Consider the following 26,613-nt stretch of genomic DNA (forward strand, 5'->3'; position numbering starts at 1 on the left):
GCCGGTCACACTGGAGACCTCGGTCATGCCCATCATTCTTGAAGTCATCGTATCCGTTCTGTTGCTCACCGGAGGAGGCTTTGCTCTGGTGGGTGCTATTGGCCTGGCCAGGCTTCCGGATTTCTTCAGCAGATTACACGGCCCTACCAAGGCGACCACGGTTGGTGTTGGCAGCATTGCCCTGGCGTCAATTGTGTTCTTTTACGGTCGGGGGGATGGGTTATCCCTTTCGGAGCTCCTGCTCATCGTCTTCCTGGCCATGACTGCTCCGGTCAGCGCCAACCTTCTGGCCAAGGCAGCCATGCACCTGCAGGTCAGAACCACGGACAATACCCGTGGTAATACATGGGATCAGTAACCTGCCGGAGAGGATGCATCAGCCTGACATCAGCGCAGCCAGGATGACACCCGCCAGCACCACCAGCAAGGCGCCGAGCACCAGCCACAGGCCGCGCACAAGCCAGGATTTCCGGGGTGGCTCAGGCGGCTGCAGACGCTGATTTATGTGCTGCCTGAGCAGATTGGCATTGCGGTCATTCGCGCGCCACACCAGATCGAACGCATCGCCCAGCAGCGGAACCAGGCCCACCAGAAAGTCCACCGCCACGTTTCCCAGCATTTTCCCCACAATGCCCGAACCTGCCCGCAGCGCGACGGCCTCACTGATGAGATAGAACGACAGCCCAAGACCGATAGCGTCGCCTATGCCGGGCACCAGCCCCACCAGGGGATCAAGTCCGAACCGGATTCTGGTAAAGGGGATGCGAAAGCGACTATCCAGTGTGCGGGCATAACGATCAAGACGGGCAAGGGCCCTCTCGTGCTTCAGTTTCTGCTCCGGAGTCAGTGCCTGCGGCTCCTGAGAGGGTTTCTTCATTTCGGTCATTCTCACGCCTTAATTTTGCCGTATAGTAGGCCGTCCAAAATCCAGGAGACATGCTTTATGTTGAAGGTTAACGAGTATTTTGAGGGCAAAGCAAAGTCCATTTCATTCCAGACGTCCACACTGCCAGCCACCGTGGGCGTAATCAGCCCGGGGGAATACGAGTTTGGCACATCAAAAAAAGAAACCATGACCGTGATCAGTGGCGCCCTCACGGTCCTGCTGCCGGGCATGAGCGACTGGATGACCTACTGCGCCGGGGAAGAGTTCAAGGTTGCCGGCCAGGCCAGCTTCAGGGCCAAAACCGATATTGATACGGCCTACCTCTGTACTTATGAATAAGTAATTATGAATAAGCACTTACGAATAAGCACCTGCGAATAACATCTCCGGCGGGGTATCTCCAGCATCCCCTGGCAGATTGTCCTGATCCGGGATGTTTGTTGCCTTGCGGCATTTTAACCCCCTGACGGTTCCCGTTTATTGGGAACTGTGTCAGATTAAACCTCTACTCTCGATATAACACCAACACACGGGACAAAAGAGGAGCCGATTTACATGGCAAAGACCAAACTGCTGCCAGCGGCTGAGAACGCCTACCAGTACCCCCTGCTGATCAAACAGCTGTTGCTTTCCGCCCCACGCTACGCCCCAGACCAGGAAATCATCTACGCCAACAGGAGCCGGTATACCTACACCGACCTCGTGGAGCGGATTCACCGGCTTGCCCATGCCCTGACCAATGCCGGCATTCAGCCAGGGGACACGGTTGCTGTTCTGGACTGGGACACGCCCCGTTACCTGGAGTGTTTTTTTGCCATTCCCATGATTGGTGCGATCCTCCACACGGTCAACGCCCGCCTCTCCCCGGAGCAGGTGGTCTACACCATGAATCACGCCGAGGACGAGGTCGTGCTCGCCCATGATGACTTCATCCCGATGCTCGAACAGGTAGCGGACGAGTTGAAGACCGTCAGAGGTTTTATCCAGCTGACGGATGAAAAAGAGCCCAAAGCCACCGAACTCAAGACTTACGGGGAATATGAAGCGCTGCTGGCCAAGTCGCCCCTGCATTTCGATTTTCCGGACTTCGATGAAAACAGCGTCGCTACAACCTTCTACACGACAGGCACAACCGGCAACCCCAAGGGGGTTTTCTTCAGCCACCGCCAGCTGGTGTTGCACACCCTTGCCATGGCCAGCAATTTCTCGGCCTACGATGAATCGCCACTGATGCGTTCCTCGGGCGTGTACATGCCCATTACCCCGATGTTTCACGTTCATGCCTGGGGGGTGCCGTACGCCGCCACCATGCTGGGGCTGAAACAGGTCTATCCCGGACGGTATGAACCGGAGCTGCTGGTCGACCTCATCAAGACGCACCGGGTCACCTTCTCCCACTGCGTGCCCACCATCATGCAGATGCTGCTGGCAACCGACGGCATCAAAGGCGCCGACCTCAGCCACTGGCACGTGCTTATTGGCGGCAGCGCTCTCACCGAGGGACTGTGCAGGGCGGGCGCAAAACTGGGCATCCGGATGTATACCGGTTATGGAATGTCCGAGACCGGGCCCCTGCTGACGGCCACTCATCTCAGGCCTGAGGACCTTGACCTGCCGCTTGAGCAACAGGTCGACAAACGGGTAAGAACAGGTGTCCCTGTACCCCTGGTGGATATCCGAATTCTGGATGGCGAGGGCCGGCCCCTGCCCCACGATGGCCAGTCAAAAGGTGAGGTAGTGGCGCGGGCGCCCTGGCTGACCCAGAACTACCTGAAGGAGCCGGACAAGGGTCTGGAACTCTGGGCCGGAGGATGGCTTCATACCGGAGACGTGGCAACCATGGACCCCGATGGCACCCTGATGATCCGGGACCGCATCAAGGATGTGATCAAGACGGGCGGCGAATGGCTTTCGTCTCTGGATCTGGAAAACATGATCAGCCAGCATCCGGCCGTTGCTGACACAGCGGTCGTGGGTCTCCCCGACGAGAAGTGGGGGGAACGCCCCCATGCACTGGTTGTACTCGCGGAGGGGAAAGAGGCAGATGCCGAGGCCCTGCAGGAGCACCTTCAGCAGTTCGTGGACGCCGGCGAAATAAACAAATGGGCGATCCCCGAGCAGTTTGATTTCGTTGACAGTATTCCCCGAACCAGTGTGGGAAAAATCAACAAAAAACTGATCCGGGAACAGAAGCAGTAACAGTCTGGCGCCCTGCGAGCAGGGCGCCAGACGTATCAGGCAAAATCGTATTTCCCGCCCTTGTCAAGCGCTCGCTGGTAGGCCGGCCGTTCGTGCATACGCGCGACGTAGTCAACGATGTGGGGACGGCTTTTCCGCTCTACCAGGCCCCGCGCCACGGAAGCTTCCAGCGGAAAACTCATCTGGAAGTCCGCCGCCGAAAGCTGGTCACCAAGAAACCAGGTGTTACTGGCGAGATGATTTTCCACAAAATCGAAATGGGTCCTGATCTGCGGCCCGATAAAAATGCTGTTAGTTTTGTCGGCGATGCCTTTTGCCACCGGCCGGATGAAGAATGGCATGGGACTGGTTTTGACCTTTTCGAACACCAGCCGCATCACGAGAGGCGGCATCAGTGAACCCTCGGCGTAATGCAGCCAGTAGGTGTAGTCGATCCACTGCTGGGCTCCATGCTCCGGCAGCATGGATTCCGGGGCATAGGTACTGGCCAGGTATTCGACGATAGCGCCTGACTCGGCAATGGTCAGATCTCCATCCGTAATCACCGGCGATTTGCCCAGCGGGTGCACCTTCTTCAGGCCTTCGGGAGCCAGCATGGTTTTGGGGTCCCGTTCGTACCGTTTGATTTCATAGGGCACTTCCAGCTCCTCAAGCATCCAGAGGATGCGCTGGGAACGGGAGTTGTTCAGGTGGTGCACTGTGATCATGGGCAGGCTCCGGCATCGTCAGAAAGATGACTCGACAGGGTAACAGAAAGGACCTGGCTTCACCTTTTGGTTCCCCGCCACATCATGTACGGCTATTGATCAAGACCGGTAAATGCAAAATCCACTTGCGGGCGGCGGCCTGAAACTATGTCTGCCAGGGCCGCGGCCGAGCCGCAGGAATGAGTCCAGCCAAGGGTGCCGTGGCCGGTATTCAGGTAGAGGTTCCGGTAATGACTCTTGCCTATGTAGGGCACATTGGATGGGGTTGCCGGCCGCAACCCGGTCCAGAACTGCGCCTGATCCCAATAACCTGCCTCCGGCATGATTTCCGCTGTGCGGCGCACAATTGCCTGGCACCGGACCCTGTTCAGGGTTCGGGTGTAGCCGCTGAGCTCAGCGGTTCCTGCCACCCGCATCCGGTCTCCAAGGCGTGAGTAGACCAGCTTGTACTCGTCGTCAGTGAGGCTCACATTGAAAGCGGCATCGGGATCTTTCACCGGTACCGTGATTGAGTATCCCTTGGCCGGATATATGTTCAGGAAAAGTCCAAGCGTACGGGCCAGCGGCGCGCTGAAGCTGCCAAGACTGAGAACGTAGCCGTCCGCCCGCATGGTGCCATGACGCCCGGCCCTCAGAGTCTGCACGCCGGTAATCGTGTCTCTTGTGCGCTCGAAGCCGAGTATCTCGGTTCCGTATACGAACTGAACCCCTGCGTCCTCTGCCTTCTTTGCCAGGGCCTGGGTGAACTTGAGGGCATCCCCGGATTCGTCATCCGCCGTGTAAGTGGCGCCCGCGATACGGTCCCTGACGGGTTTCAGGGCGGGCTCCAGCTCAACGGCCTTCGCTGCATCGATTACCTGCCGGTCACAACCCAGCTCCCGCATGATACGGGTTGGCTCCATGGCACCCTCAAACTCTTTCTCACTGGTGTAGAAATGCAGAATGCCTTTTTCCATCTGGTCATAGTCGATGCCCAGCTCCCGCCGCAGCGCCTGTAACTGCCCCCGGCTGTAGGTGCCAAGGCTGACTATCTGACGGATGTTATACGCCGCTTTCGCTGAGGTGCATTCCCTGAGAAATGCCAGCCCCCATCGCCACTGGGCCGGATCCATACGGAACTTGAACAGCAGCGGCGCATCAGGCTGGCTCAGCCACTTGAGCATTTTCAGGGGTGCCGACGGATTGGCCCATGGTTCGGCGTGGGATACAGATATCTGGCCGCCATTGGCATAGCTGGTTTCTGCCCCGGCCTGGTTCTGCCGGTCGATCACCGTCACGTCATGACCGGCCTGCTTCAGAAACCAGGCACTGGTTACGCCGACTACGCCTGCGCCCATGACCAGTATGTGCATGCCTTTCTCCTACTAAACCAGAAACCCGGACTTCTGTTCCGATGGCTGATTCTGGCGTTTGTTTCCTGAATTAATGAGTAACAAAGTAAGCAGAGATCAGTTTTCTCAGCCACCGGAGCGGCGGACCTTCCAGCCTTTTGCCTCCAGAAGGGGCACAAGAATGTCCCGCTGGTCGCCCTGAATCTCGATCACCCCCTCTTTGAGGGTGCCGCCGGTGCCGCATTTTGCCTTCAATTCCTTTGCCAGGGACTTGAGCTCCCCTTCCTCCAGCGGCACACCAGTCACCAGGGTCACGCCCTTGCCCTTGCGGCCCTTCGTTTCCCGGCTTACCCGGACGATGCCGTCACCCATGGGCTGAGCTGTTTTTTTGCAGGCACAGTCAGCCACCGGCTGGCCACAGCCCGGGCACATTCGCCCCTGGTCCGTGGAAAATACAAGCCCGCCCCGGGACTGCTTTTTCATGATGCAACTCCTTTGACGCTGCACTGATAAAACCTGCCTGCACCTTCCGGCCGGGTCATGTCCCGATAAAAAGGGCAAGCAGGGCCGCGAAGAACCCCCGTTTACGTTTTTTGCCTGCCAGAGGCGCCAGGTGCATGCCCCTTTCCCCGGACTGGTAACTACTGGACGAACAGGGAGCCATTTCATCCATGAGATCCGAACGGTCTTCCGACAGGATCTCCTCGGTTCTGGGGAGATCAACATCCTGGACACGAAGCCGGACCCCACCAAGTGCGTCCGACAACATCCACTGCATGCTGATTGTGTGCTCGTCAGCCACCAGTGCCGTGATGCCCTCGGATTCAAGCCTCGCCCGGTCGAGATGAGCCTCATAAGGGAGGGAGTACTGGCGGACAGTGACCCAGGTCACCCTCAGACTCCCGGGGGATATCGACTGAACATTTCGGAGACCACTTCCTCGATCAGTTTCCGCCTGGTCTCCGGCGACTGGTCCTCATTAAGATGGCGCTGGCTGGCCGCCCGCCAGACTACCCGGTCGGTTTCGCTGTCAATGAGCTGCACAACCAGCTTGCCCTCCTTGATCTCCCGGGCTGGCGGGGCGGTGGCAACGCCCAGGCCAAACGGACCCCGACCAAGGCCGAGACCGTAGGAGAAGCCTGTGCGTTCTATCCGCTCAACGTCTTCAATGCCGTAGTCCACAAGAAGATCCGCTTCGTCAGATGGCGTCTTTCGCAGAGCCTTGCGATTCATCGCCCGCTCAATAGCGCCCTCGACCCGTGCGCTGTCCAGGGACAGGGGCTGTTTTTCACCTGCCGTGTCGGCAAACGCCCAGGAACTGTAATTACCGAAGACAGCATCCTGGTCATAATCGGTGACCACCGAGCTGGCACAACCTGTCAATGCCAGCAGCATCAGGGAAACAATCCAGATACGCATGATTCCAATGCCTCCGTTTCGTTGGTGAATAAATCCTGCTGTTCATATCCGACAGTATACGCAGACCATGACATGCAGAACCTTTAAGGACATCCTATTCTTCCAGACTGTAATCCATACCATGGGCCCCACAAAAGCCGGTGAGCTGATCAAGATGCTCTTCAGGAACATCCAGTCCGATTCCCACGCCTGTTTTGTAGTCAACCGAAACAAGCACCGCACCATGCAGATTCGCCCAGTGCCGCAGCGGCTGTTCAAGAGCAAACGGAAGCTGCAGATTAACCCTCACCAGGGACGGCTGGACTACCCGGTCAACCGCCGATAACACCGCTTCAGCCGCCCCGGCGTAGGCCCGCACAAGACCGCCCGCCCCCAGCTTGATGCCTCCGAAATAGCGGATGACAATAACCAGCACATCACCCATGTCCTTGTGCTGTATGACTCCCAGTATGGGCTTGCCTGCGGTGCCTGAGGGTTCGCCATCATCATTCATGGCCGCCTCGGCTGCTGCCCCCGGACACCCTATCTGGTAGGCCCAGCAAATGTGACGGGCATCGGGATGATCAGCGCGGGCCTGTTTCAGCCATCTGCGTACCTCTTCCCGGCTGGCAACAGGGGCAACTCTTGCGACAAAACGGCTCTTCCTGACTTCCGTCTGACGCTCCAGGTTGCCGGCGGGCACAGGGTAATTGCTGGACAATCCCGGCATCACCTGGGGGCTCCAGTGAAAACCGGGAGGGACAGGGATATGGCCAGGCCTCCGGTTTCATGCCGCATCGCCGAAATTTCCCCGTCATGGGCGCGGACAATATCCCGGGCAATGGTCAGCCCCAGCCCCTGTCCTGATCGGGACGGGTCAGTTCGGTAATAGGGCTCAAAGAGCGCCACCAGTGCTTTATCCGATACGCCGGGGCCGGCATCCGTAACAGTGCAGATAAGCTTTCTCTCAGCCTCCCGCAACGCGAGAACCACTGAGCGCCCGGGCGGCGTGTGATCCAGTGCGTTCTGCAATACGTTATCCAGGGCCCGGTGCAGCAGGCCGGCGTCCCCAAGTACCGTTATGTTCCGGCATTCCGGTGAGACCTTCAGGCGGCAGTCCACCCCCCGCTGCTCAGCGTAACCTGCGGCCTCCTGCAATACCTGATGGACCAGGGTTGCCGGATTTACCGGTTCCCGCCCTATGTCTGCTCCCTGCTCAGCCAGGCGTGCCAGTGTGAGCACCTGATCTGTCATCGCCTCCATGCGCTGGTTCTGCCGCAGAATTCTGTTCAGAGCGGCCGCGCTGCCTGGCTCGTCGCCGGGTGCATCCAGCGCGAGACGCTGGCGGGTCAGTGAAGTGCGCAAGTCATGGCATACATCGCGAAGAAGTCGCCTCCGGCGTTCAAGCAGGTCCGTAAGAGACTCGGTCATGTCATTAAACGAACTGGCCAGAGCGCCAATCTCATCACCACGACTGGTAATAGCTGCCGCAACCCGTGCCGAAGTATTGCCCCGGGAAATGGCCTCGGCTGCCTGGCTTATCTGCCGCAGGGGTTCTGATATCCGCCGGGAGATCAACCAGCAGGCCAGGGTAATAATCACCAACCCGGACAGGAGCTCCATCAGGCTAACTGACCAGGGATCGATCCAGCCCCCGCTGCCTGCGGGGGGCCGGGCCGCAAGCTGGTATTCCGCAGCCGTGTCGATGATGAGAGGCCGATATCGGAGCGAAGTCCCGCCGAGTTCCCCCCAGGTATCTTCAACAAGCGTATTTCCCGAATCCTGCAGGCTGCCGCCGTCCCGGGACTCAGGTTCAATGAGCCGCAAACGCAGATTGACCATTTGGCCCTGTTCACTGAGGTATTGCCTGGAGGCCTCCCTTCCCTCTGTTTCCCGGAGCCTGACTGCTTCCACCGCAATGTTCTGAAGGCCGGCCCGGCGCTCGATGACTGAACGTTCCCGGTCAACCATCTCGCGGGTACCCACGTGGCTGACCAGCAGGGCCAGAACCACTGCCAGCCAGATCGTTGCCAATATCTGCCAGAACAGCGGCAATGAAAGCCGCAGGATTCTCATCGCATACACCGGTGACGAGGGCCAGGGCCATGAATTACGCCAGTGCCCGGAGCGCCATCGCTCCTCCATTTGCAACGGATATTCCTGATCTGCATGACCTTCTCTCCGGCTCCTTTGTCCGAAGTCTATCACGCCGGGAAAGTACTCAGGAAAAACCGGGAGCGCGAGACACCGACGGGGAAGTTCTTTATCCTAACCAGAAAACAAACTCGAAAAATCTGCTTCCACCGGTGGAAGCGCTCGGCCGGAAGAGTTTCGATGACGTCATCTCGCGCATGGTATCAGTGCGCAGCAGTCTGTGCCCTCGTTGCAGGCCACGTCCTGTCTGCAAATGCCGGAGATTCACCCGTCCCGGCGAAAAACAGCCTTCAGGAGTCTGAGGCTCACCTGACTTTTGACGAAGAGTACGATTTCATTCTTGAGGAATCGGTACCTGAGGTCCTGTCCACGACCAGACTGCGGCAACCCAAATCCCGCGTACCAGGCACGACCACGGTCATCCGCGGGGAACTGATCAGAGAGCTGGGAATACTCCATCTCTGGGAGGTTTTCCGCCTGGTGCCCGGCATGACTGTGGGTTTCGTGCAGAGCAACCAGCCAGTGGTCAGCTACCATGGTACGGTTGCTGATGAGCAACGCCGTCTGCAGGTCCAGGTGGATGGCCGTACGGCCTACCAGCCGAATATTGCCGATGTTGACTGGCATGCCATGCCGGTCCCGCTGGAAAACATTGAACGGATTGAAGTGACACGAGGACCCAATTCGGCCACCTACGGCATCAACGCTTTTCTGGCGAGCATCAATATCATCACTCTCTCTCCGGAAGACACTCACGGCGTCCATGTGCGTCTCCGGGGCGGGGATCCCGGTTACCGCCAGGCCTTTGGTTCCGTGGGTGACCGTGTCGGCAATTACGACTGGCGGCTGTCCTTCAACCGCCGTGAATCTGACGGCTTTGGTTATCGTTTCATCAATCCCGACGATGGGACAAAGAGTACCGAGAGGACGCCGTTTGATGACAGTTTCCGGTTCAATTCATTCACCCATGACTCAACGCTGACCATCGACAACCGGAACTCTCTGGACCTGAGGCTGGGTTACACCGAAGTCTACGACGAAGAGGACGCCCAGCAATACGGCACCGACTTTGGCATTCAGGGCATCCCGGCGGTAACCGGCGACGATTACTATGTGCAGGGCAAGTGGGATCATCACTTCACTAGCCGTCACTTCATCCATTTCCAGACCAGCTTCCAGAATTATAACCGGCGTCAGGAGTGGCGCAGCTGCATCCCTGCCGGTACCCTGGGTAATCCGGTAGAAATATGCACAGACGCAAACCAGGACATAGAGGAAGAACGCCTGGAATTCGAACTCCAGGACACCCTCCTGCTGAGCGATCACCTGCGCATTGTATCGGGGGGCAACTATCGCGAGGACCGCTTCGAGTCAGAAACCTTTTTCAATGGAGATGGCAGCAATTACCAGACTCTGGTGTTCGGCAATGTCGAATTCACGCCAGTGTACTGGCTGACATTCAATGCCGGAGGCAGCTGGGAAAAAAGCAGCAGCCTCGACGAGAGTTTCTTTTCTCCAAGATTTGCCGCCAACTTCCAGCTGACGGATAACCAGACGCTCCGCTTTGTCTTCTCAAAAGCCGTTCGCACACCCGATGCCTTTGAACAGAGCGCCGACTGGGGATACCGCGGAGAGAATATCGAACCGGAATTTCTTGCTCCCGCGCTGGAGGGAGAACGCATCATAGAGTGGCAGGCTTTGGGCAACCTCGAAGAGGAGCGGATCATTTCCCGGGAAATCAGTTATTTTGGCCAGTTCAGGCTGGGCGATGGCATGCTCTCCTCCGAAATCAAGCTGTTCAATGACAGCCTGCGGGATATCATTAGCGGCGTGTTCGCAGACACGGACTCGCAGGGCAACCCAAGCTGGGACCTGGGCAACTTTGTGGCGCTGGATCAGCGGGGAGTAGAACTGGAAAACTCCCTCGAATTCCGCGACAGCCAGTTCCGCCTTACCTATGCCTTTCTGGACCAGGAAGCGGAGTACCGGGGGCCGCCAGTAAAGGAAACCCGGGAGGAGCGTTACATCCGTCTGCAGGGCCGGCTCACCGCCGAGCACTCGGGCAGCTTCGCCTGGATACAGCAGTTCCAGCATGGCATATCCGGCTCCACCGCCTACTATGTGACCAGGGATCTGGGAGAACACCGCTATGACCGGGTTGATCTGAGACTGGCCAAAACCTTTTACCAGCCACGTCAGACCTTTGAGATAGCGGCAAAGCTTCAGCACTATGTTCATGGTGAACCCATCATGTTCCGCGACAACCGGTATGATGATCACACTCACTACTTCTTTGAGGCCGCCGCCCGGTTTTGAATCAGCAGAAGGCCGCACCATGACGGACTCAGGTAAACCCGCCTTCCGGATCGAAACGCTGGGCTCCATGGCGGACATTCCGGAGGCCGTCTGGAATGGCTTCGCCGGGTTCGGCAACCCATTCCTGCGGCACAGTTTCCTCTGGGCACTGGAACGCACTGGCTGCACCACCACAGCCACCGGCTGGACCCCCTCCCATCTCACGTTCTATCAGGGCGATCGACTGGTAGGCGTGGCCCCCGCCTGGCTAAAACATCATTCCATGGGTGAGTACGTTTTTGACTGGGCCTGGGCCGATGCCTTTCAGCGCTACGGCCTGGAATACTATCCAAAGCTGCTGATTGCCATCCCGTTTACCCCGTCAACCGGCCCCCGTCTTCTGCTGGACCCAGAGTTCCGCGAGCAGCTGACACCGGAGCGGCTTCAGGCAGCCCTCGATACCACGGCTCTGGAGCTGAAAGGTCATTCGTGGCATCTGCTGTTTCCAGATCCGCAGGACCAGAAACTGCTCACGGGAATGGACCGGCTGCACAGGCTTGGCTGCCAGTTTCACTGGTTTAACCGGAACTACCGGGAGTTTGGAGATTTTCTCGCTGAACTTACCTCCCGAAAGCGCAAGTCAATTCGCAAAGAACGCCAGCAGGTCGCAGACCAGGGCATTACTTTCGCCCATTTCCCCGGGGCCGACCTGCCTGATCACGTGCTCTCGGCGTTTTACGTTTTCTACCAGGCTACCTATCTCAAGCGGGGCCAGCGGCCCTATCTCAATCTTGAGTTTTTCCGGGCCCTGCAAAAGCATCAGCCAGAACACTTACATGTGATCATGGCCGTGAAAGACGGAGAAATGATTGCCGGAGCGCTGTTTCTGATGGGACAGGACACTCTTTATGGCCGCTACTGGGGCTGCCTGGAAGAGTATAACCACCTGCATTTTGAAACCTGCTATTACCAGGGCATTGAACTGGCCATCAGGAAGGGTTTTCACTGTTTCGACGCCGGAGCACAGGGGGAGCACAAGCTGGTGCGGGGCTTTGAACCCCAGCTTACACATTCCTGGCACTGGGTAGCTCACTCCGGTTTTTCCGACGCGCTGGAAGGCTTCTGTGCCGACGAGCGGGCTCAGACCCACGCATACCACCAGGCGGCGATGGAAGCCCTGCCTTACCGCCGAGAGGGGTGAGGCGGGAAATCTGAGCGACTATTCATCTGCTGGCGTCAGTCCCACCTCGTAGGCGGGAATGGTTTCCTTTTCCTCCCCCGACTGTTTCAGCCAGAGCGCCATGGCCTCGCTTGCAATGACATGTGCCATGTAATCAGCGCACACCTGGGGGACCTCAACGCCATAGGTTCGAAAACGGGAGACCACCGGAGCATACATGCAGTCGGCAATGCTGAACTCGCCGAACAGCCAGGGCCCTTTCTCTGCAAACTCGGACCTCAGGCCGGACCAGAGCTGAATGATCCGGTCTATCTCGGACTGCAACGCCGGAGTAATGTCCACCCGGCGCCCTGTCGCCCGGCAGTTCATGGTCATGGACTCCCGGAGCTGGGCAAAGCCGGAATGCATCTCGGCAGCACAGGCCCTGGCTCTGGCCCTGTGCTGCATATCTTCAGGCCACCCCCTGCCTTCCAGGTAACGTTCAGAAATGTACTCACAGATAGCCAGGGAATCCCAGACCACCAGGCCATCCTCGTGCAGCACAGGCACCTTGCCGGCATCCGACCAGGTCATGAGGGATGCTTTGGTGTGCTCTGTTTTCAGGGGAATACGGACTTCCTCAAAGGGAATCCCATGAGCTGTCAGCAGAAGCCATGGCCTTAAGGACCAGGATGAGTAGTTTTTGTTACCGATAATGAGCTTCATCATTTCCTCCCTGAATGGAAATACGCAGTTTACCTTTTCCGGCAACCGGGGGAAGAGCCATAATCCGACAGCTGGGGCTCCGCCGGAGAGTCACACTGACATCCGCTTTTCACGCTCCAGCAGCGCCTGCTTGCGGACCACACCCCAGCGATAGCCAGAGAGTCCTCCGTCTTTGCGAACCACCCGGTGACAGGGAACCGCCACTGCCAGAGGGTTGGCGGCACAGGCGCCAGCCACTGCACGGAATGCGGAGGGGGATCCAATGCGATGGGCAAGCTCGGTGTAGCTGACTGTCTGGCCGGCGGGGATGGTCCGAAGGGCCTTCCACACCTGCTGCTGAAAAGGGGTGCCGCGAATATCCAGAGGCAGTGCTGAGGCTGTGCAGGGTGCTTCCACAAGATCCACCACAGCAGCCACCTGACGCTCCAGACCCGGCCCCCCGCTGATGACATTGGTGGTCCGGAAATGGCCCTTCAGCTCCTGCATAAGTGCCGCCGGATCGTCACCCAGGAGGATGCTGCAGATTCCCTGCCTGGTCGATGCCACGAGAACGACTCCGAGAGAGCATGTTCCAAACGCAAAATGCAGCGCTTCCCGCTTTCGGTGTTCGCTGAACTGAGACCCTGCCGGGCCCCGCAGCTGCTGGCTTTTCACCGTACTGGTCATTGCTGAATCCCCACCATCAATGTCGCTGACAACCTGAGTATAAGATTGACTGGAGGAAGAGTCCCGCAGGAACTGTCACATGGGCAAAAGGCTACTCACCTATGTCTTCATTCCAGAGCTCGGGGCTCTGGCGGATAAATGCTTCCATGAGTTGGCGGCATTCCTGGTTGTCCAGTACTTCCACCGCCACGCCGCGGCTGCGCACGTAGGCCTCGGGACCCTGAAAGGTCAGGTTCTCACCGACCACGATGCGGGGGATACCGTAGAGGAGCGCTGCACCACTGCACATGTCACAGGGCGAAAGGGTTGAATAGAGAGTGGTACGCTGATAGTCCGACGCCTTCAGACGGCCGGCACTTTCCAGACAATCCATCTCCGCATGGAGCACTACACTGCCCCGCTGCACCCGGCGGTTATGACCACGGCCAATGATTTCGCCATCCAGCACAAGAACCGAACCTATGGGAATGCCACCCTCAGCAAGACCCTTGCGGGCTTCCTCAATGGCAGCTTCCATGAATCTGTCCATGTTTTTCTCCAGAACAAACGAAAACGGGGCTTGCGCCCCGTTTTTACAACTGAGAGATCAGAGACGAAACCTCAGAAGTGAAAGGTCAGACCCAAGCCAATACCATCCGCCGTTACGTCGCCGGTGTCGACATAACGCATGTATTCAAGGTTACCGGATAACTCTTCAGTAATTGCTACGTTTACACCCGCGCCGAAAGAAAAGTCTGTCTCATCGTCTTTATCAGATCCAAATGGGCCATCAACCTCAAGCTCATAACGGGTAAATCCGAGGATACCATAGGGCGTTACCGGCGATTCGTTGACCATATTGAGTGTAGCATAGCCACCGAAGAAGCTGTTCACCGACAGGTCTGTATCAAAGCCAACATCCTCATCAGCAACGCCAAAGCCGGCACGGGCCTCAAGGCCGAAATAAGGCGTTACATAACCGCCCACCTTGGCTGACAGTGTACCCAGATCGGCATCGAAACCATTGGCGTCAAGATCAACAAAGGTGTAGTTGCCACCAGCATAGAGGCTACCGCCTCCGGTCTTATAGAGATCCGCGGCAACAGGTGCGGCAAGGATGCCCAGTGTCGCCATTGCAAAAAAAGCAGGGATTCTGTTCATTGTATGCCTCAGTTTGTGTCAGGTGATGGAAGTTGTGGAGTTTCTGTTTCCACTGTCGCCAAAATGACTCAATGCCTCCGGTTAAGCCATAGGCACTAACCCTTCTTATCCTGAATGTAATCCGTAAGTTCCGGCAACTTACAGAGCCTTGATTTCAGATGACCAGGATTCTGGCGCCCCAGAGAAGCTCTTCACCATTGCTGTGAGAGAAGGATCCGGTGATTTCAGGTCAGAAATCGCCTATTCAATGAGCAAATTCAGGGTTCCGGGCCGACCTTGTTATGGTGAAAGTTAACCTTATGGTAAAAGTGAACCAACCAAGGGGGAAGACCATGAAAACGCTAGCTTTCGGTAATACGGACATCAAAGTGACCCCGGTCGGTCTTGGTACCTGGGCCATTGGTGGCTGGATGTGGGGCGGAACCGATGAAAAGCGTTCCATTGACACCATTCACGCCGCCATCGACAAGGGCATTGGCCTGATCGACACGGCGCCGGCTTACGGTTTTGGGCGGTCTGAAGAACTCGTAGGCAGGGCGCTTGCCGGCGGTCGTCGCGAAAAGGTGGCGCTGGCCACCAAGGTGGCTCTTAACTGGAACCTGGACCAGAACCAGGTCTGGCGGGACGCCTCCGCAGCGCGCATTGAGCGGGAGGTCGAGGATTCCCTGCAGCGACTGCAGACAGACCGCATCGACATCTATCAGGTTCACTGGCCTGACCCCCTGACCCCCATGGAAGAAACCGCAAAAGCCATGGAGAAACTGCACAGGGACGGCAAAATAAGGGCAGTGGGCGTGAGCAATTTCAGCCCGGAACAGATGGACGAGTTCCGGAAATTTGCTCCACTTCATAGCCTGCAGCCGCCCTACAACCTTTTCGAGCGGCAGATTGAGGAGGATATCCTCCCCTACTGCAGGGATAATGGCATTGCCACCATCACCTATGGCGGTATCTGCAGAGGATTGCTGAGCGGCAAAATGTCCGAACAGACGCAATTTGAAGGCGATGACCTCCGGAAGAGCGACCCCAAGTTCCAGGGGGACCGCTTCCGCCAGTATCTGGCTGCCGTCGACGCGCTCGACAGGTTTGCCCGGGATTATGCCCAGAAAAACGTTCTCGCTCTGGCCCTGCGCTGGCTCATTGATCAGAAAGGCGTAACCACTGCACTCTGGGGAGCCCGGCGCCCGGATCAGCTTGATCCTGTCGGAGATATAGAGGGCTGGAGCCTGGATGCGGATGCAATGAAACAGATCGATGCCATTCTGGATGAGCACATCAAAGACCCTGTCGGACCGGAATTCATGGCCCCGCCTGCCAGAAAAAAACCGGATTCCGGCAAACGCACCGTTCACAGCGCGACAACATAATTGGGTATAAACCGTGAAGCCGGATCAGGTTCTCAGAGCCAGCAGCCTTAAAGCTTTTCCAGCTCACCCGAGTGACTCAGTTGATACCTGTCGAAATCATTGGCGAGGAACAGGCTTCCGGAAAAAAACTGCCGGGCCTCGCCCTCAAGCTCATCCAGAGTCTCCGCTGCGGTTCCCGGACGCTGATAACGGGGGCTTATGTGGGTGAGGATCAGGTTGGGCACGGCCGCACGCTCGGCAAAGCTGGCAATCATCTTTGCCGAACTGTGCTGCGGCTTGTTTCCTACCTTATCGGCCCTCGCCTGGGTATAGGTTGCCTCGTGTACCAGCACGTTGGCGGAAGTGGCGCTCTCCATCAGGCGTTCAGGCATGTCGTTGTCCCCCGCTATTATGATCTTTCGGGGCTTTGACGGTTTCAGCAGATAGTCTTCGCTGCGGATGAGACGACCGTCGGCGAGAACCACGTCCTCGCCCTTCTGAATCTGTCCCCATTCGGGGCCCGGTTTGACGCCATGCTGCTCGAGCCTGTCGATGTCCAGCTTCCGGTGGGCGGGGGTTTCATAAAAACCAAAGGCCCAGGAAGGGATCCGGTGGGACAGCTCCACCGCTTCTACGTCAAACTCCCCCACCGCCAGCCGGCCAGCCATGTCTTCCAGTCGCACGTATTCAATCGGGAACCCCGGGTTCATGTCCGTTGACGCCATCGTAGCCTCGAGGAAAAGACGGAGCTGTCTCGGTCCGACAATGGTCAGGGGTGCCTTGCGTCCCGACATGGAAGCCGTAGCCAGCAGCCCCGGCAGGCCATAGCAGTGGTCCCCATGCATATGGGTAATAAACACCCCCTCCAGGTTATGGAGGGACAGGGAGGTATGCAGTAGCCGGTGCTGGGTGGCTTCGCCACAGTCCACCAGGTACCAGGATTTCGAGTTCGCTCTCCTGATGGCCGTGGCGGAAACGTTTCGCTGCTTCGTTGGCATGCCAGCTGAGGTGCCGAGAAACTGGATTTCCATGTAGTCTGAAAGGTCCTGGTAGTCAGATTTATGGGACTTCTTTTTCTAATGTAACCTGGCCAGGCCAGGAACAACATCCGTCAGGCTACAGGCTTTCCGGTCACCACTTTTCGGGTTACCCCTCCAACATGCCCTCTTCCTGGGTTAGGCTATTATCAGTCGTAGCGTTTTTAATCGAAATCCAGCGACCACAGGAATCAAGGAGGCCCCATGCAGATCGAACTCAACGGAAAGACCGCCATAGTGACCGGATCAACCAAGGGCATTGGTCTGGCATCCGCGACGGAACTGGCAATCGCCGGTGCCACCGTGGTGATCAATGGACGAACACACGAAAGCGTCGACAGGGCGATTGGGCATATCCGGGAAGCAGCTCCCGGAGCCGAAGTCCGGGGCGTGGCAGCAGACCTGTCGGAGGCGGCAGGCTGCACGCTGCTGGTGGAAAAAGAGCCAGCGTGCGACATTCTGGTGAACAATCTCGGCATCTTCGAGATAATGGATTTCTTCGAGACCCAGGACGCAGACTGGCAGCGCTACTTCGACACAAATGTCATGTCCGGGATACGTCTGGCCAGGGCTTACATGCCCCGCATGCAGGAAAAAGACTGGGGACGGGTGGTTTTCCTGTCCTCGGAATCCGGACTGAATATTCCGGCCGAAATGATCCAGTATGGTTTTACCAAGACCGCCGTTCTCAGCATTTCCCGGGGGCTTGCCAAGCGCATGGCGGGAACTGGCGTCACCGTCAATGCGGTGTTGCCGGGTCCTACCCTGAGTGACGGCGTTGCAGGCATGCTTGCAGAAGATGCCGAAGAACGGGGTGTGTCCCTGGAGCAGGCCGGCAGGGATTTTGTCGCGGAAAAACGGCCATCTTCAATCATCCGACGTCCCGCCTCTGTTCAGGAAGTGGCTAACATGATCGTCTACACCTGCTCAAAGCAGGCTTCAGCCACCACCGGGGCCGCACTCCGGGTTGACGGCGGTGTTGTGGATTCCATTGCCTGAGGCCGGTTTCAGGCCCGGACCCTTTCAAGGGTGGCTGTCAGGGTTTCGGCGATTCGGGCATTGAGTTTCAGGTCCACAAGCGGGTCTGCCCGGGTGCGGCCGAGATTGAGGGTGGCAATGGGCTTATCCCATTCCCGGGCATGGCGACAGAAACGGAAACCGGAATAAACCATCAGTGATGAGCCAATCACCAGCAGGCCATCACTCTCTCTGAGTGCCTCAAGAGCGGAGACAACCCGGGCTCTGGGCACGTTGTCGCCAAAAAAGACCACATCCGGCTTGAGGATACCGTCGCACATCGGACAGTTCGCCACCTCAAAGCTTGCGAAGTCTACTTCCAGATCCGCGTCACCATCTGGCGCAGAGCTGGCTGTGAAGTGGCGGAAAGCCGGATTCAAATCGTGACAACGCTCGTGGACCTCGTCCCGGTCACAGTGATAGCCGCAACTCATGCACACCGCCTGGTCTGCCCGACCATGGAGATCGACCACCTGCCGGCTGCCCGCATGTTGATGTAGCCGGTCGACATTCTGCGTGACCAGAAGGCTTGTCAGCCCCCGGTTTTCCAGCTCCGCGACCTGAAAATGGGCAGGGTTGGGGCGGGCGTTGCGGATCACGGGCCAGCCGACAAGGCTTCGCCCCCAGTAGCGCTTGCGGGTATGTTCGCAACACATGAAATCCTGATGCTGAACCGGCTGCCGGCGCTTCCAGGCACCTTCGCCATCCCGATAATCCGGGATACCCGAATCTGTGCTCACACCTGCTCCGGTAAGAACAAACAGGCGGGGGTGGTGCTGGATGAACTCTGCCAGGGCGTCTGCTGCATCGGCAACTGTTTGATCACAAAGGGGGAGATCAGCGCCCGGCATGGGAGCGGTGCGTGTCATGTCTTTTATCATTGCCATCTGCTGGAACCTGCTTATTGCACCCGTTTTCCAGCCAGTTTAGGGCGCACAAAGCCTGCTTCCAAGAGCTCGTACATCCGCACAATGCCCCGACACACAAAATCCGGCTCCGGCAAGATGCCGGAAGCCGGAAAGCATGTTCGAAACCGGTTTACGGCCAGGTCTTCTCAAACAGCAGAGCGTAGTCGTCAGGAAGCTGACCACGCACTTTCTCCATCTCGCCAGGGGACACAGCCTCGTTAATCGCTCCCATTACCACCTGGGCATGATGCGTGGCCTGTACTGTGGGCACGCCCTCCCGCTCGGCGACCCGTGCAATGAAGTCGTCCACGCCGAAGCGCTCACCGTCACCTTCCACTTCCGGGAGCAGGTGCACACCTATTTCCTCTGGCAGCTGCGAGGCCACATCTTTTGGCTCATTGCCGGTCAGGCGCTCTCTGAGGGTATTCAGCGTTACGCGGGTCGCCTTCATGGCAGCTCCCAGCGAATCAAGTTTTGCACGATCCTGAACGATTCCCAGAAAATCATCGAATGTCATATTCGTTACCTCCGTTTATCTGAATGTTGGCTCCTTGATATCCTGGCCAAAGCCGGACAGATTATTGCGGCTCACCCGCTTCCCAGCCGTCGGGTGCCTCCGTTCCCTCTGGCTCCTCAACAGGTGTGGCTCCGGGCTTCCCGATGATCTGAACCGAACTTGCCTGGGGTCCATCATCCCCCATATTTGGCTCAAACCTCACCTCGGTGCCCGGTGTCAGCCGGTCGAAGTCATCGTGCAGTACTGCGTTTCTGTGGAAATAGTATTCCTCACTGTCAGTGGGCGACTTGATAAAGCCGTAACCCTCTTCAGGGAACACTCGCACTACCAGAGCCGTGGGCGTCTCCACGAAATGGTTCTTGACTGCGCCGCTGCGCTTGGCCGTTTCCTTCTGGATCTGCTTTTCCATTGCCTCAAAGGCCCTGCGAATAACCGGTCGCAGCTGCACATGGGGGTCCCCGACAGTGCCCTCCTTGTCTGCAACCAGGTCCTTCTTCGGGGGCAGGGTTACTTCAACCCGCACACGATAGGGGTTCCCCGTCTGATGGCTGTGCTGGGCGCGTTCAACCACCACCCGGCAGGACATCAGATTGTCACACAGGCGATCGAGCTTTTCGGCACGTTCACGGACGTAGTCCTCAATCCAGCCAGAAGAATCGACATCATCAAACTTGATCTCGAGAGGGATCTGCATATAAAAGGCCCTTTACTGATACGGTTTCTGCAGGTTGGCGCCGCCTCATAACAGTGTGCGGTGCCATCTACTAGAAACCTGAGAGCAGTAAAAATAATTTCAACCGTCTGCAGAAAAGAAATTCGCGAAGGCCAAACAGGCCTGCCAGCAAAGGCGACAGATACGCCGAAGCTGACAGCCGGGGCTCAGTAACGGCTGCGGGCAGCCGGAGGCATCGCCGCCAGTTGGCGATCAACCAGCGCTCGCATGGCGTTTTCGAGTGTCGAAGTGTCCAGTTCTGGCCGAAGTGTGCCTATCAGACATGTGATAGCTTCAGCCGTGGAGAGACTGTCTGAGCGGGACGCCCTGCGAATGCAGTATTTTGACTCGGGCGGCTGCTCAAAATGATAGCGGGGCAGCTTCTGCAGCCAGGGGTTGGTATGAAAAATCCGGCTGGCTTTGCGCCAGGTGCCGTCGACTACCAGCCACTCCATCATCGGGTCCAGCACAGACGACTCCAGCGGCTGGCTTCCTTCTGTGGGGAATAGCAGCCCCATGCCAGCAGAAGCCGCTCGGGCAGCGGGCTCGGCAAAATCCTCCGGGGTCTCCCCCACTCTCACCTGCAGTGAGGGCAGGCATGCCCGGGCAATCCGCAACGTGCCCTTCGCACGTGCAACCTCGCTGGGATGCTGTAGCGCCCAGATCACAGGGGCTCCGGAGATTGGCTGACAGACATCACAGACACAGATGTTCCTGTGCACACCGCACTGGTGACACAGCCCCTCGCGCATGGAGTTAATCCTCTATCTGCCCAGTGAATCAAGCCGGTAATATATCAGACCTGATGTGCTGTATGGATCACAACAGATCCCTGTCAGGTGAACGGAAAGACAGGCAATCACGGCTCCGGCTGACAGGACGGACAGATGTAGGCCGAGCGGCCGGCAGCGGTTATTTTCTCAAGTGCACTTCCGCAACGGGGACAGGGCTTTCCCTCCTGACGGTTGGGAGTGAGGAAGTGGTCCGGCATTTTTTCAGGGTCGACTTTGGCATTGATAGCTTCTTCCAGCACCTCATTCATGATCCGGTAGAGCTTCCGATGGCCAGCTTCGTGGAGCCTGTTGGTCTTTTTTTCCGGGTGGAGCTTTGCCTGAAAAAGGATTTCATCCGAGTATTCATTGCCTATGCCACTGAGCAGTTTCTGGTTCATCAGCATGGATTTCACCCCTGCCCGACTGCCTGCCGCCAGCTCTGCAAACTGGTCCTCGCTCAGTGAAAGAGCATCGGGACCCAGGTCGTGCTCCTCGGCAAACCGGTCCGGGTCATCGATCACCTGTATGCGCCCCAGCTTCCGGCGGGAATTGAAGGCAAAGGCGTAATCATTGTCGAAAAAGAAACGCACCGCGTCGTATCTGGCGTCTCTGCTGTCTTCTTCATCGCCTTCGGGCATTTTGAAATAACGGGGATAGCTGGTCATCCGGAAATGCAGGGCCAGCCAGTTTCCGCTGTCCAGCTCAGCGAACAGATGCTTGCCCCAGCGCCGGGTTCCGAGCAACGAATTGTCCCGGACGGCGTCGGCCAGTTCTCCGGCGCTGCAGTCAACGAGCACCTTCGAGTCGGGCACCTCCACCCGAACAATCTTCTTTTTCAGCGAAGTGGCATCGATGTAACGCTTGAAAACCTCCACGTCAGGTAATTCAGGCATCCCAACCCCCTTGCAATTGATATGAGTACATCTGTTGATGTGCTGGCGGGGAAACGGATATCAACCGACGTCCGATCAAAGTCTCGAGAGCGGGGCTGCAGGCAAAATGTTACATGTGTCGAGATTCTTGACGGATTTTTAACACCGACTCTGGTAATCCAGCATTGAGCGACGTCCCCACCAATCACACCAAACCTGCTCCTCAGCGCCTCCCCATGCTGGCTGGCAGTTGCAAAAGCAGGCCATCCCAGCCGTCAGTTTATTTAACACGTATTTAACCTAAATCATTAAAGGCTCTCTGCAGAACCTGCAGGAAGCCACCTCAGAGCACCAGAAAATATCTGGCAAACTCTTTGCACGATTCCAGGTGCGGTTAATTCAAAGCAATCCGAAAGGAGAGCAGATATGGCCAACATCAGGATGAAAAAACCGTTCGTTAACACTCTCGCGGGCGTGGCTGCAGCTGCGCTGATGTGCGGTTCTGCACAAGCGGCTCCAATTGCAGCGGACGTTGTATTCGTGGTCGACGAGTCCGGGTCCATGGGCGGCGAGCATTCCTGGCTGCAGGACATGATCAACCCACTTGAGTCCGGGCTGACCGGCCAGGGTGTCGGGGTCAGCGCCCCCAATCGCTACGCACTCGTGGGTTACGGCGGCAGTTCGCTGGGTCCACACTTCAGCGGTCATGCTCACGACATGGATCCAGGTGCTGCGGGCCAGCAGGACTGGGGGGATGACAGCCAGTTCTCAGCTGCGACCGGCACACTGGTCACCGACGGCGGCACCGAAGATGGCTGGGAGGCTCTGGACTGGGCCATCAACAATCTTGGCTTCCGGTCAGAGGCTGCAAAAAACTTTGTTCTGGTGACGGATGAAGACAGGGACAATGAGGATGGCAGCCTTACCAAATCAGGTATTCTCAATGATCTAGCCAGCCTGAACGCCTTGCTGAATGTGGTGGTGGATAACAGCTTCGGGTGCAACCCGGATACCAGCGGTGCCATTGGCATCGATTCTACGGAAACCGGTTTTGAGACTGACGGCAGTGGCGGGTTCACCACTTGTGAAGGCCTGGGGCAGATCGGCTCCGGCGACGGTTCCACTGAAACCCAGTATGTAGACATGGCGCTTCAGTCAGGCGGTGCGGCCTGGGACCTCAACATCCTTCGTGATGGTGGCGACAAAGCGGCCTCCTTCACCCAGGCCTTCGTTGACACCAAGGTGCAGGAAATCACCGATCAGCCTGGTGGCGGCACGCCGGTCCCTGAACCGGGCACCCTGGCCCTTCTGGGCCTTGGCATAGCCGGCCTGGGACTGCGCCGTCGCAGAGGCTGATTTTTCAGCTGGCCATGAAAAACGGAGCGCGCTGCGCTCCGTTTTTCGTTGGGCCACCGATATTTCAGCCAGGCAAAAGCTCAATGGGATACCGGATGGTAGTCTGGGTTACCCCCGGCTGGGAACCGAAATTGACCAGCCTGAGGCGGTTACAGATTTTCTGCTCCAGCGATGGCTCGTTGAGGGTCGACTCCACCACCGAGCAGCTCGAAACCGCGCCACTCTGCTCTATTACCAGTTCAGGCGTAATACGGCCTCGCAGTGATGGCTGCTTTCGAAGGGCCCGGCTATAGATGCTGTAGATGGCGGATTTGTTGGCGTCTATGGTCCTGCGCACCTCTTCTTTCGTCCGCTGGGCATGGTTGCGCTGAGCTGTCTGCTGCTCTGCTTCAACGGCGGCGGCCACGGCTTCCGCTTCACGAACCCTGGTCTCTGCGCGCTGGGCGAGGCTGACTTCCCGGGTTTCCTGATTCAGCTGGCTCTCATCCACGCCGGCACTGCGTGTCGTCGCAGAGACTCTGGCTGCCAGCGCGTCTGTCTGCTTGCGGGCAATGGGTTCGGCAATGACGGTTTTTGGCGTATCCAGCTGGACCGTATCAGCCAGGGCACTGAGCCTGGACAACTCATTGCTCATGGCCAGAATGCCCGTCTTTTTTACCTTTTCCCTGGCTTTCTCAATGTCGGCCGGTGTGGGTTCCGGTTTCTTTGCCACTTCAGGCTCGGGCTTGGGCTTCGGCGGAACGGGTTTCGGTTTTTCCACCACCTTTGGCTCGGGCTTTAGCTCCTCGGGCTCCGACTTTTTCTCTTCTTTCTTTTCGATTACCGGTTTCGGCGGCTCTTTTTTCTCAAGCACCAGCCGGGCCAGTTGTGGAGGCAGGGCTTCCTGTTCTTCCCGCTTCTTTTCCGGCAGCTGTGTCCAGGTGACGACCACCGCTGCCACCAGAAAGAGGGGGCAGATAATCGAGGCAATGACAGCCAGACGCCTGCGCTCTCCGCGCTCCTGGCTCCATGCAAGGCTGTCGCGTGTAAAGCTCATGCCCCGGCCCCCGCTTTCGCATCCTGGCTGACGGCCAGGGAGATGGCCCCATAGCCGGCTTCCACGCAGGTGGACATGATCTTCTTGAGCAATTCGTAGGGAAGCTCACGGTCCGCCAGTATGGTAATGGCCCGACCGGCTTCAGGGGCCGGACTGGCGGAGCGGTTGGCCTGATAATCCAGCTCAGCCTTAAGTGCAGGTTCCACATCCCCGCCAAAGCTCTGGAGCGCGTCCACTTTCATGACCGATCGCCCGTTTACCAGGATGTCATCACTCAGCACAGTGAGCGCCAGAACATCTTCCGGCGCTTTCTCGGCACTGGAAACAGGCAGCTCAATGCCACTTTTCGGGTTCAGAATCTGAACATCCGACGAGGAGTTCACCATCAGGAAAAACACCAGGATGGTGAAAATATCCATCAGGGAGACGAGATTGAGTGCGCCCGTCTTTTTGCCCCGCTTGTGGTGCCGCGCCAGGCGCCTGGCCTTTGCAGACGCTTTCATGATTTCGCGCCTGCACCATTGGCCTGAGGCAATTCCCTGGCAGCAGTGCCAGCAACCTCTTCCGGCGCATCAGCGATGGATATCTCCGGAAACAGCTCAGCATTTACCAGACTACCTGCGACCACCGTCCTGAACGAGCGGACGGAATCCATGACGCTCACCAGGGTCTGATAGGAGGTGTCTTTTTTCGCCATGACAGTAATGTCCTTTTTCTCGGGCACACGGGCCTTGATGTCCTGCATGACCTGGCTGAGTTCCTGAAAATCATGAGCGCCGGATTTTTCGTCGATCTGCCTGATCACGCCGCCTCTGTTATCGGCGATGACAAGGCGGTCATCCAGAATGATTACCTGAAGCTGAAGGCTTTCCTCCTGGTTTTCAGCGCTGGTGAGGGAGTCGGGGAAGTTCAGCTCGAGCACCCGCGTGTGGGCGAAAACCATATTCAGAAGGAGAACCGGCACCAGCACGATCATCAGGTTCATGAACGCGGTAATGTCCAGCTCGGCTTCGTTGTGCAAACGGCGGTGTTTACGCCTCATGGACCTGCTCCTGTGCAACTCTTTTCCTGTTCAAACCGGGCCCGTTAAACGGTGCCCGGATGCCCTCGCCTCCAGGTCAGACTCTGTCAGGCGACAGAACTTGCGGGAGTCGGGGCAGAAGCAGAAGCGCCAGGGGCGACCGGATCGGCTGTCCTGTTGGGCGCGGCGGCCGTTTTGTTGTCGGTGATCAGGTTCATCACCTTGATGCCGGCCATCTCGAAGCTGTCCACGATTTCATTGGTTTTGGTCTGGAGCACGGAGTGGAACATGAGCAGCGGGATGGCGGCCATCAGACCGAAGGCGGTGGTGTTCATGGCCACCGAAATACTCTGGGAGAGCAAACTGGCCTTCTGGGCCGGATCGGCGGAGGCCACGGCGGTGAATGCAGCAATCAGGCCGATAATTGTCCCGAGCAGACCCATCAGGGTGGAAACATTGGCGAGAGTGGCAAGGTACTGGGTGCGCTTCTCAAGGCGCGGCATGACTTCCAGCAGACCCTCCTCCATGGCGTACTCGATCTCTTCCCGGGACTGACGACGCCCAAGACGCAGCAGCCCGGAGCCGATCATGTTGGCCATGGCGCTGCCCGACGCCTGGGCGTATTTGAGGGCGCCCTTGAGATCCTTGCCGCTCAGTTTCTGGTAGAGCTGGGCAAAGTCCCTGCGGTTGGTGTGTTTCTGGCCGGTAAGGTAGACCCACCGTTCAGCAGCCACGATCAGTCCGAGCACCAGCACAATGGCTATCGGGTACATGAAAAAGCCACCTTCCTGGAAAAAACGAATGGCTGTTTCGATCATTGTTCTGGTACTCCGGGTTATTTGGTGTCGGATGCGAAAACGCCTGATAACAGGCAGTGTAAGGGGGTCCGGGCACCTAAGGGGTTAGATCACGCAAGTCTTTGTTGCGTATTGTTGTTACGCAACCCGGCGCACAGGGGGAATGTGACACAGGTCTCATTTGCCCTCCGCTATTGCGGGCTGCCGCTGTTTCCCTGATCAACATCGCCCTGTGCTGCATTTCCATTCTGCAGTCCGTGGATCTCGCTGAAACGCTCATGGTAGGAGACCAGTCGCTGGAAGGAGGGACGCTCCAGTGGCTGGATGGACTGCTCAACCATGAAGCTGGCGCCCGTGGGTTCCAGGCTCTCCACCGCCGGCGGTTGCCAGGGCACCAGGTAGAGGACCGTCGGAGACTCCTGGTCCCCCCGGATGCGGGCACCCTCAATGGTCATGATGTTGTCCTGGCTCCAGGCTGCCGAGGACCAGAGGCAGGCAAAGATCAGGGCAGTTGACAGCACTGCCCCACCCGGTTTCCAGACACTGTTTCCACGCATCGG

31 protein-coding genes are annotated in these 26,613 nt (G+C 57.7%); 8 read left to right on the plus strand and 23 right to left on the minus strand.

What is annotated here, in order from left to right; genetic code table 11:
* The first annotated feature begins 25 nt into the window (after nt 1–25).
* Nucleotides 26–358, plus strand: a complete 333-nt coding sequence (locus tag LG327_RS18060; RefSeq protein ID WP_404364091.1) for a Na+/H+ antiporter subunit G — start codon at nt 26–28, stop codon at nt 356–358.
* A gap of 18 nt (nt 359–376) precedes the next feature.
* Here the strand turns inward: LG327_RS18060 and LG327_RS18065 are convergent, their stop codons facing one another.
* The gene (locus LG327_RS18065) at nt 377–886 is read right to left on the minus strand and encodes a DUF4112 domain-containing protein (RefSeq protein ID WP_404364093.1); all 510 of its coding nucleotides are present in this window, start codon (nt 884–886) and stop codon (nt 377–379) included.
* Between the two features lie 57 nt (nt 887–943).
* Between LG327_RS18065 and LG327_RS18070 the strand changes: the two genes are divergently transcribed.
* Nucleotides 944–1,225, plus strand: a complete 282-nt coding sequence (locus tag LG327_RS18070) for a pyrimidine/purine nucleoside phosphorylase (RefSeq protein WP_404364095.1) — start codon at nt 944–946, stop codon at nt 1,223–1,225.
* A gap of 216 nt (nt 1,226–1,441) precedes the next feature.
* Nucleotides 1,442–3,085 carry a fatty acid--CoA ligase gene (locus LG327_RS18075; RefSeq protein ID WP_404364097.1) on the plus strand — a complete coding sequence of 548 codons (1,644 nt, stop codon included), beginning with the start codon at nt 1,442–1,444 and terminating at the stop codon, nt 3,083–3,085.
* Nucleotides 3,086–3,120: 35 nt separating this feature from the next.
* On the opposite strand, the gene LG327_RS18080 is transcribed toward LG327_RS18075, so the two are convergent.
* From LG327_RS18080 to LG327_RS18110, 7 genes are all read right to left on the minus strand, one after another.
* The gene (locus tag LG327_RS18080) at nt 3,121–3,792 is read right to left on the minus strand and encodes a glutathione S-transferase family protein (RefSeq protein ID WP_404364099.1); all 672 of its coding nucleotides are present in this window, start codon (nt 3,790–3,792) and stop codon (nt 3,121–3,123) included.
* Between the two features lie 92 nt (nt 3,793–3,884).
* The gene (locus LG327_RS18085) at nt 3,885–5,144 is read right to left on the minus strand and encodes a D-amino acid dehydrogenase (protein WP_404364101.1); all 1,260 of its coding nucleotides are present in this window, start codon (nt 5,142–5,144) and stop codon (nt 3,885–3,887) included.
* Between the two features lie 105 nt (nt 5,145–5,249).
* Nucleotides 5,250–5,606, minus strand: a complete 357-nt coding sequence (locus tag LG327_RS18090; protein WP_404364102.1) for a translation initiation factor Sui1 — start codon at nt 5,604–5,606, stop codon at nt 5,250–5,252.
* Nucleotides 5,607–5,661: 55 nt separating this feature from the next.
* Nucleotides 5,662–6,015: a putative signal transducing protein gene (locus tag LG327_RS18095; protein ID WP_404364104.1), complete on the minus strand. Its 354-nt coding sequence runs from the start codon at nt 6,013–6,015 to the stop codon at nt 5,662–5,664.
* A 2-nt stretch (nt 6,016–6,017) separates the two neighbouring features.
* Nucleotides 6,018–6,542, minus strand: coding sequence for a DUF4136 domain-containing protein (locus LG327_RS18100; RefSeq protein ID WP_404364106.1), 525 nt, complete (start codon nt 6,540–6,542; stop codon nt 6,018–6,020).
* 94 nt (nt 6,543–6,636) lie between these two features.
* A complete protein-coding gene (locus LG327_RS18105) occupies nt 6,637–7,242 on the minus strand; it encodes an IMPACT family protein (protein WP_404364108.1) in 606 nt (201 codons plus the stop codon).
* Nucleotides 7,243–7,250: 8 nt separating this feature from the next.
* The gene (locus tag LG327_RS18110) at nt 7,251–8,597 is read right to left on the minus strand and encodes an ATP-binding protein (RefSeq protein WP_404364109.1); all 1,347 of its coding nucleotides are present in this window, start codon (nt 8,595–8,597) and stop codon (nt 7,251–7,253) included.
* Between the two features lie 258 nt (nt 8,598–8,855).
* Here LG327_RS18110 and LG327_RS18115 point away from each other — a divergent pair, with 258 nt between their 5' ends.
* Both LG327_RS18115 and LG327_RS18120 read left to right on the plus strand, forming a co-directional pair.
* Nucleotides 8,856–10,991 carry a TonB-dependent receptor plug domain-containing protein gene (locus LG327_RS18115; RefSeq protein WP_404364111.1) on the plus strand — a complete coding sequence of 712 codons (2,136 nt, stop codon included), beginning with the start codon at nt 8,856–8,858 and terminating at the stop codon, nt 10,989–10,991.
* 19 nt (nt 10,992–11,010) lie between these two features.
* Complete coding sequence (locus LG327_RS18120) at nt 11,011–12,171, plus strand: GNAT family N-acetyltransferase (RefSeq protein WP_404364113.1); 1,161 nt, start codon at nt 11,011–11,013, stop codon at nt 12,169–12,171.
* 18 nt (nt 12,172–12,189) lie between these two features.
* On the opposite strand, the gene LG327_RS18125 is transcribed toward LG327_RS18120, so the two are convergent.
* From LG327_RS18125 to LG327_RS18140, 4 genes are all read right to left on the minus strand, one after another.
* On the minus strand, nt 12,190–12,858 hold the full coding sequence (locus LG327_RS18125; RefSeq protein ID WP_404364115.1) for a glutathione S-transferase family protein: 669 nt from the start codon (nt 12,856–12,858) through the stop codon (nt 12,190–12,192).
* 87 nt (nt 12,859–12,945) lie between these two features.
* On the minus strand, nt 12,946–13,521 hold the full coding sequence (locus tag LG327_RS18130; RefSeq protein WP_404364117.1) for a methylated-DNA--[protein]-cysteine S-methyltransferase: 576 nt from the start codon (nt 13,519–13,521) through the stop codon (nt 12,946–12,948).
* A gap of 91 nt (nt 13,522–13,612) precedes the next feature.
* Complete coding sequence (locus LG327_RS18135) at nt 13,613–14,050, minus strand: nucleoside deaminase (protein WP_404364118.1); 438 nt, start codon at nt 14,048–14,050, stop codon at nt 13,613–13,615.
* Nucleotides 14,051–14,121: 71 nt separating this feature from the next.
* Nucleotides 14,122–14,661: a porin family protein gene (locus LG327_RS18140; protein ID WP_404364120.1), complete on the minus strand. Its 540-nt coding sequence runs from the start codon at nt 14,659–14,661 to the stop codon at nt 14,122–14,124.
* A 332-nt stretch (nt 14,662–14,993) separates the two neighbouring features.
* On the opposite strand from LG327_RS18140, the gene LG327_RS18145 reads away from it, so the two are divergent.
* On the plus strand, nt 14,994–16,028 hold the full coding sequence (locus LG327_RS18145; protein WP_404364121.1) for an aldo/keto reductase: 1,035 nt from the start codon (nt 14,994–14,996) through the stop codon (nt 16,026–16,028).
* Between the two features lie 47 nt (nt 16,029–16,075).
* On the opposite strand, the gene LG327_RS18150 is transcribed toward LG327_RS18145, so the two are convergent.
* On the minus strand, nt 16,076–17,038 hold the full coding sequence (locus LG327_RS18150) for a ribonuclease Z (RefSeq protein WP_404364122.1): 963 nt from the start codon (nt 17,036–17,038) through the stop codon (nt 16,076–16,078).
* 210 nt (nt 17,039–17,248) lie between these two features.
* Between LG327_RS18150 and LG327_RS18155 the strand changes: the two genes are divergently transcribed.
* Entirely contained in the window at nt 17,249–18,043 is a 795-nt protein-coding gene (locus tag LG327_RS18155; protein WP_404364124.1) for an SDR family NAD(P)-dependent oxidoreductase, read from the plus strand.
* Nucleotides 18,044–18,051: 8 nt separating this feature from the next.
* Here LG327_RS18155 and LG327_RS18160 read toward each other — a convergent pair whose 3' ends face one another.
* The 5 genes from LG327_RS18160 to LG327_RS18180 all read right to left on the minus strand — a co-directional run bounded on the left by LG327_RS18160 (nt 18,052) and on the right by LG327_RS18180 (nt 21,864).
* Nucleotides 18,052–18,912 carry an NAD-dependent protein deacetylase gene (locus LG327_RS18160; RefSeq protein ID WP_404369543.1) on the minus strand — a complete coding sequence of 287 codons (861 nt, stop codon included), beginning with the start codon at nt 18,910–18,912 and terminating at the stop codon, nt 18,052–18,054.
* Between the two features lie 187 nt (nt 18,913–19,099).
* Nucleotides 19,100–19,486 carry a DUF2267 domain-containing protein gene (locus LG327_RS18165; RefSeq protein WP_404364126.1) on the minus strand — a complete coding sequence of 129 codons (387 nt, stop codon included), beginning with the start codon at nt 19,484–19,486 and terminating at the stop codon, nt 19,100–19,102.
* 61 nt (nt 19,487–19,547) lie between these two features.
* Nucleotides 19,548–20,180 (minus strand): HPF/RaiA family ribosome-associated protein, encoded by a 633-nt coding sequence (locus tag LG327_RS18170; RefSeq protein WP_404364128.1) that lies wholly within the window; start codon nt 20,178–20,180, stop codon nt 19,548–19,550.
* A 185-nt stretch (nt 20,181–20,365) separates the two neighbouring features.
* A complete protein-coding gene (locus LG327_RS18175) occupies nt 20,366–20,950 on the minus strand; it encodes a tRNA-uridine aminocarboxypropyltransferase (RefSeq protein WP_404364130.1) in 585 nt (194 codons plus the stop codon).
* A gap of 107 nt (nt 20,951–21,057) precedes the next feature.
* The gene (locus tag LG327_RS18180) at nt 21,058–21,864 is read right to left on the minus strand and encodes an Fpg/Nei family DNA glycosylase (protein ID WP_404364132.1); all 807 of its coding nucleotides are present in this window, start codon (nt 21,862–21,864) and stop codon (nt 21,058–21,060) included.
* Between the two features lie 405 nt (nt 21,865–22,269).
* On the opposite strand from LG327_RS18180, the gene LG327_RS18185 reads away from it, so the two are divergent.
* Nucleotides 22,270–23,199: a PEP-CTERM sorting domain-containing protein gene (locus tag LG327_RS18185; RefSeq protein ID WP_404364134.1), complete on the plus strand. Its 930-nt coding sequence runs from the start codon at nt 22,270–22,272 to the stop codon at nt 23,197–23,199.
* Nucleotides 23,200–23,263: 64 nt separating this feature from the next.
* Here the strand turns inward: LG327_RS18185 and LG327_RS18190 are convergent, their stop codons facing one another.
* From LG327_RS18190 to LG327_RS18210, 5 genes are all read right to left on the minus strand, one after another.
* On the minus strand, nt 23,264–24,235 hold the full coding sequence (locus tag LG327_RS18190; protein ID WP_404364136.1) for an AgmX/PglI C-terminal domain-containing protein: 972 nt from the start codon (nt 24,233–24,235) through the stop codon (nt 23,264–23,266).
* Nucleotides 24,232–24,738, minus strand: a complete 507-nt coding sequence (locus LG327_RS18195) for an ExbD/TolR family protein (protein ID WP_404364138.1) — start codon at nt 24,736–24,738, stop codon at nt 24,232–24,234. The genes LG327_RS18190 and LG327_RS18195 overlap by 4 nt, the downstream gene beginning before the upstream one ends.
* Nucleotides 24,735–25,277, minus strand: coding sequence for an ExbD/TolR family protein (locus LG327_RS18200; protein WP_404364140.1), 543 nt, complete (start codon nt 25,275–25,277; stop codon nt 24,735–24,737). Before LG327_RS18200 ends, LG327_RS18195 begins: the two co-directional genes overlap by 4 nt.
* 86 nt (nt 25,278–25,363) lie before the next feature.
* Nucleotides 25,364–26,074, minus strand: a complete 711-nt coding sequence (locus tag LG327_RS18205) for a MotA/TolQ/ExbB proton channel family protein (protein WP_404364142.1) — start codon at nt 26,072–26,074, stop codon at nt 25,364–25,366.
* A 170-nt stretch (nt 26,075–26,244) separates the two neighbouring features.
* On the minus strand, nt 26,245–26,610 hold the full coding sequence (locus LG327_RS18210) for a hypothetical protein (RefSeq protein ID WP_404364144.1): 366 nt from the start codon (nt 26,608–26,610) through the stop codon (nt 26,245–26,247).
* Nucleotides 26,611–26,613 lie beyond the last annotated feature (3 nt).

Source organism: Marinobacter sp. (assembly GCF_044799475.1).
Lineage (GTDB): Bacteria > Pseudomonadota > Gammaproteobacteria > Pseudomonadales > Oleiphilaceae > Marinobacter.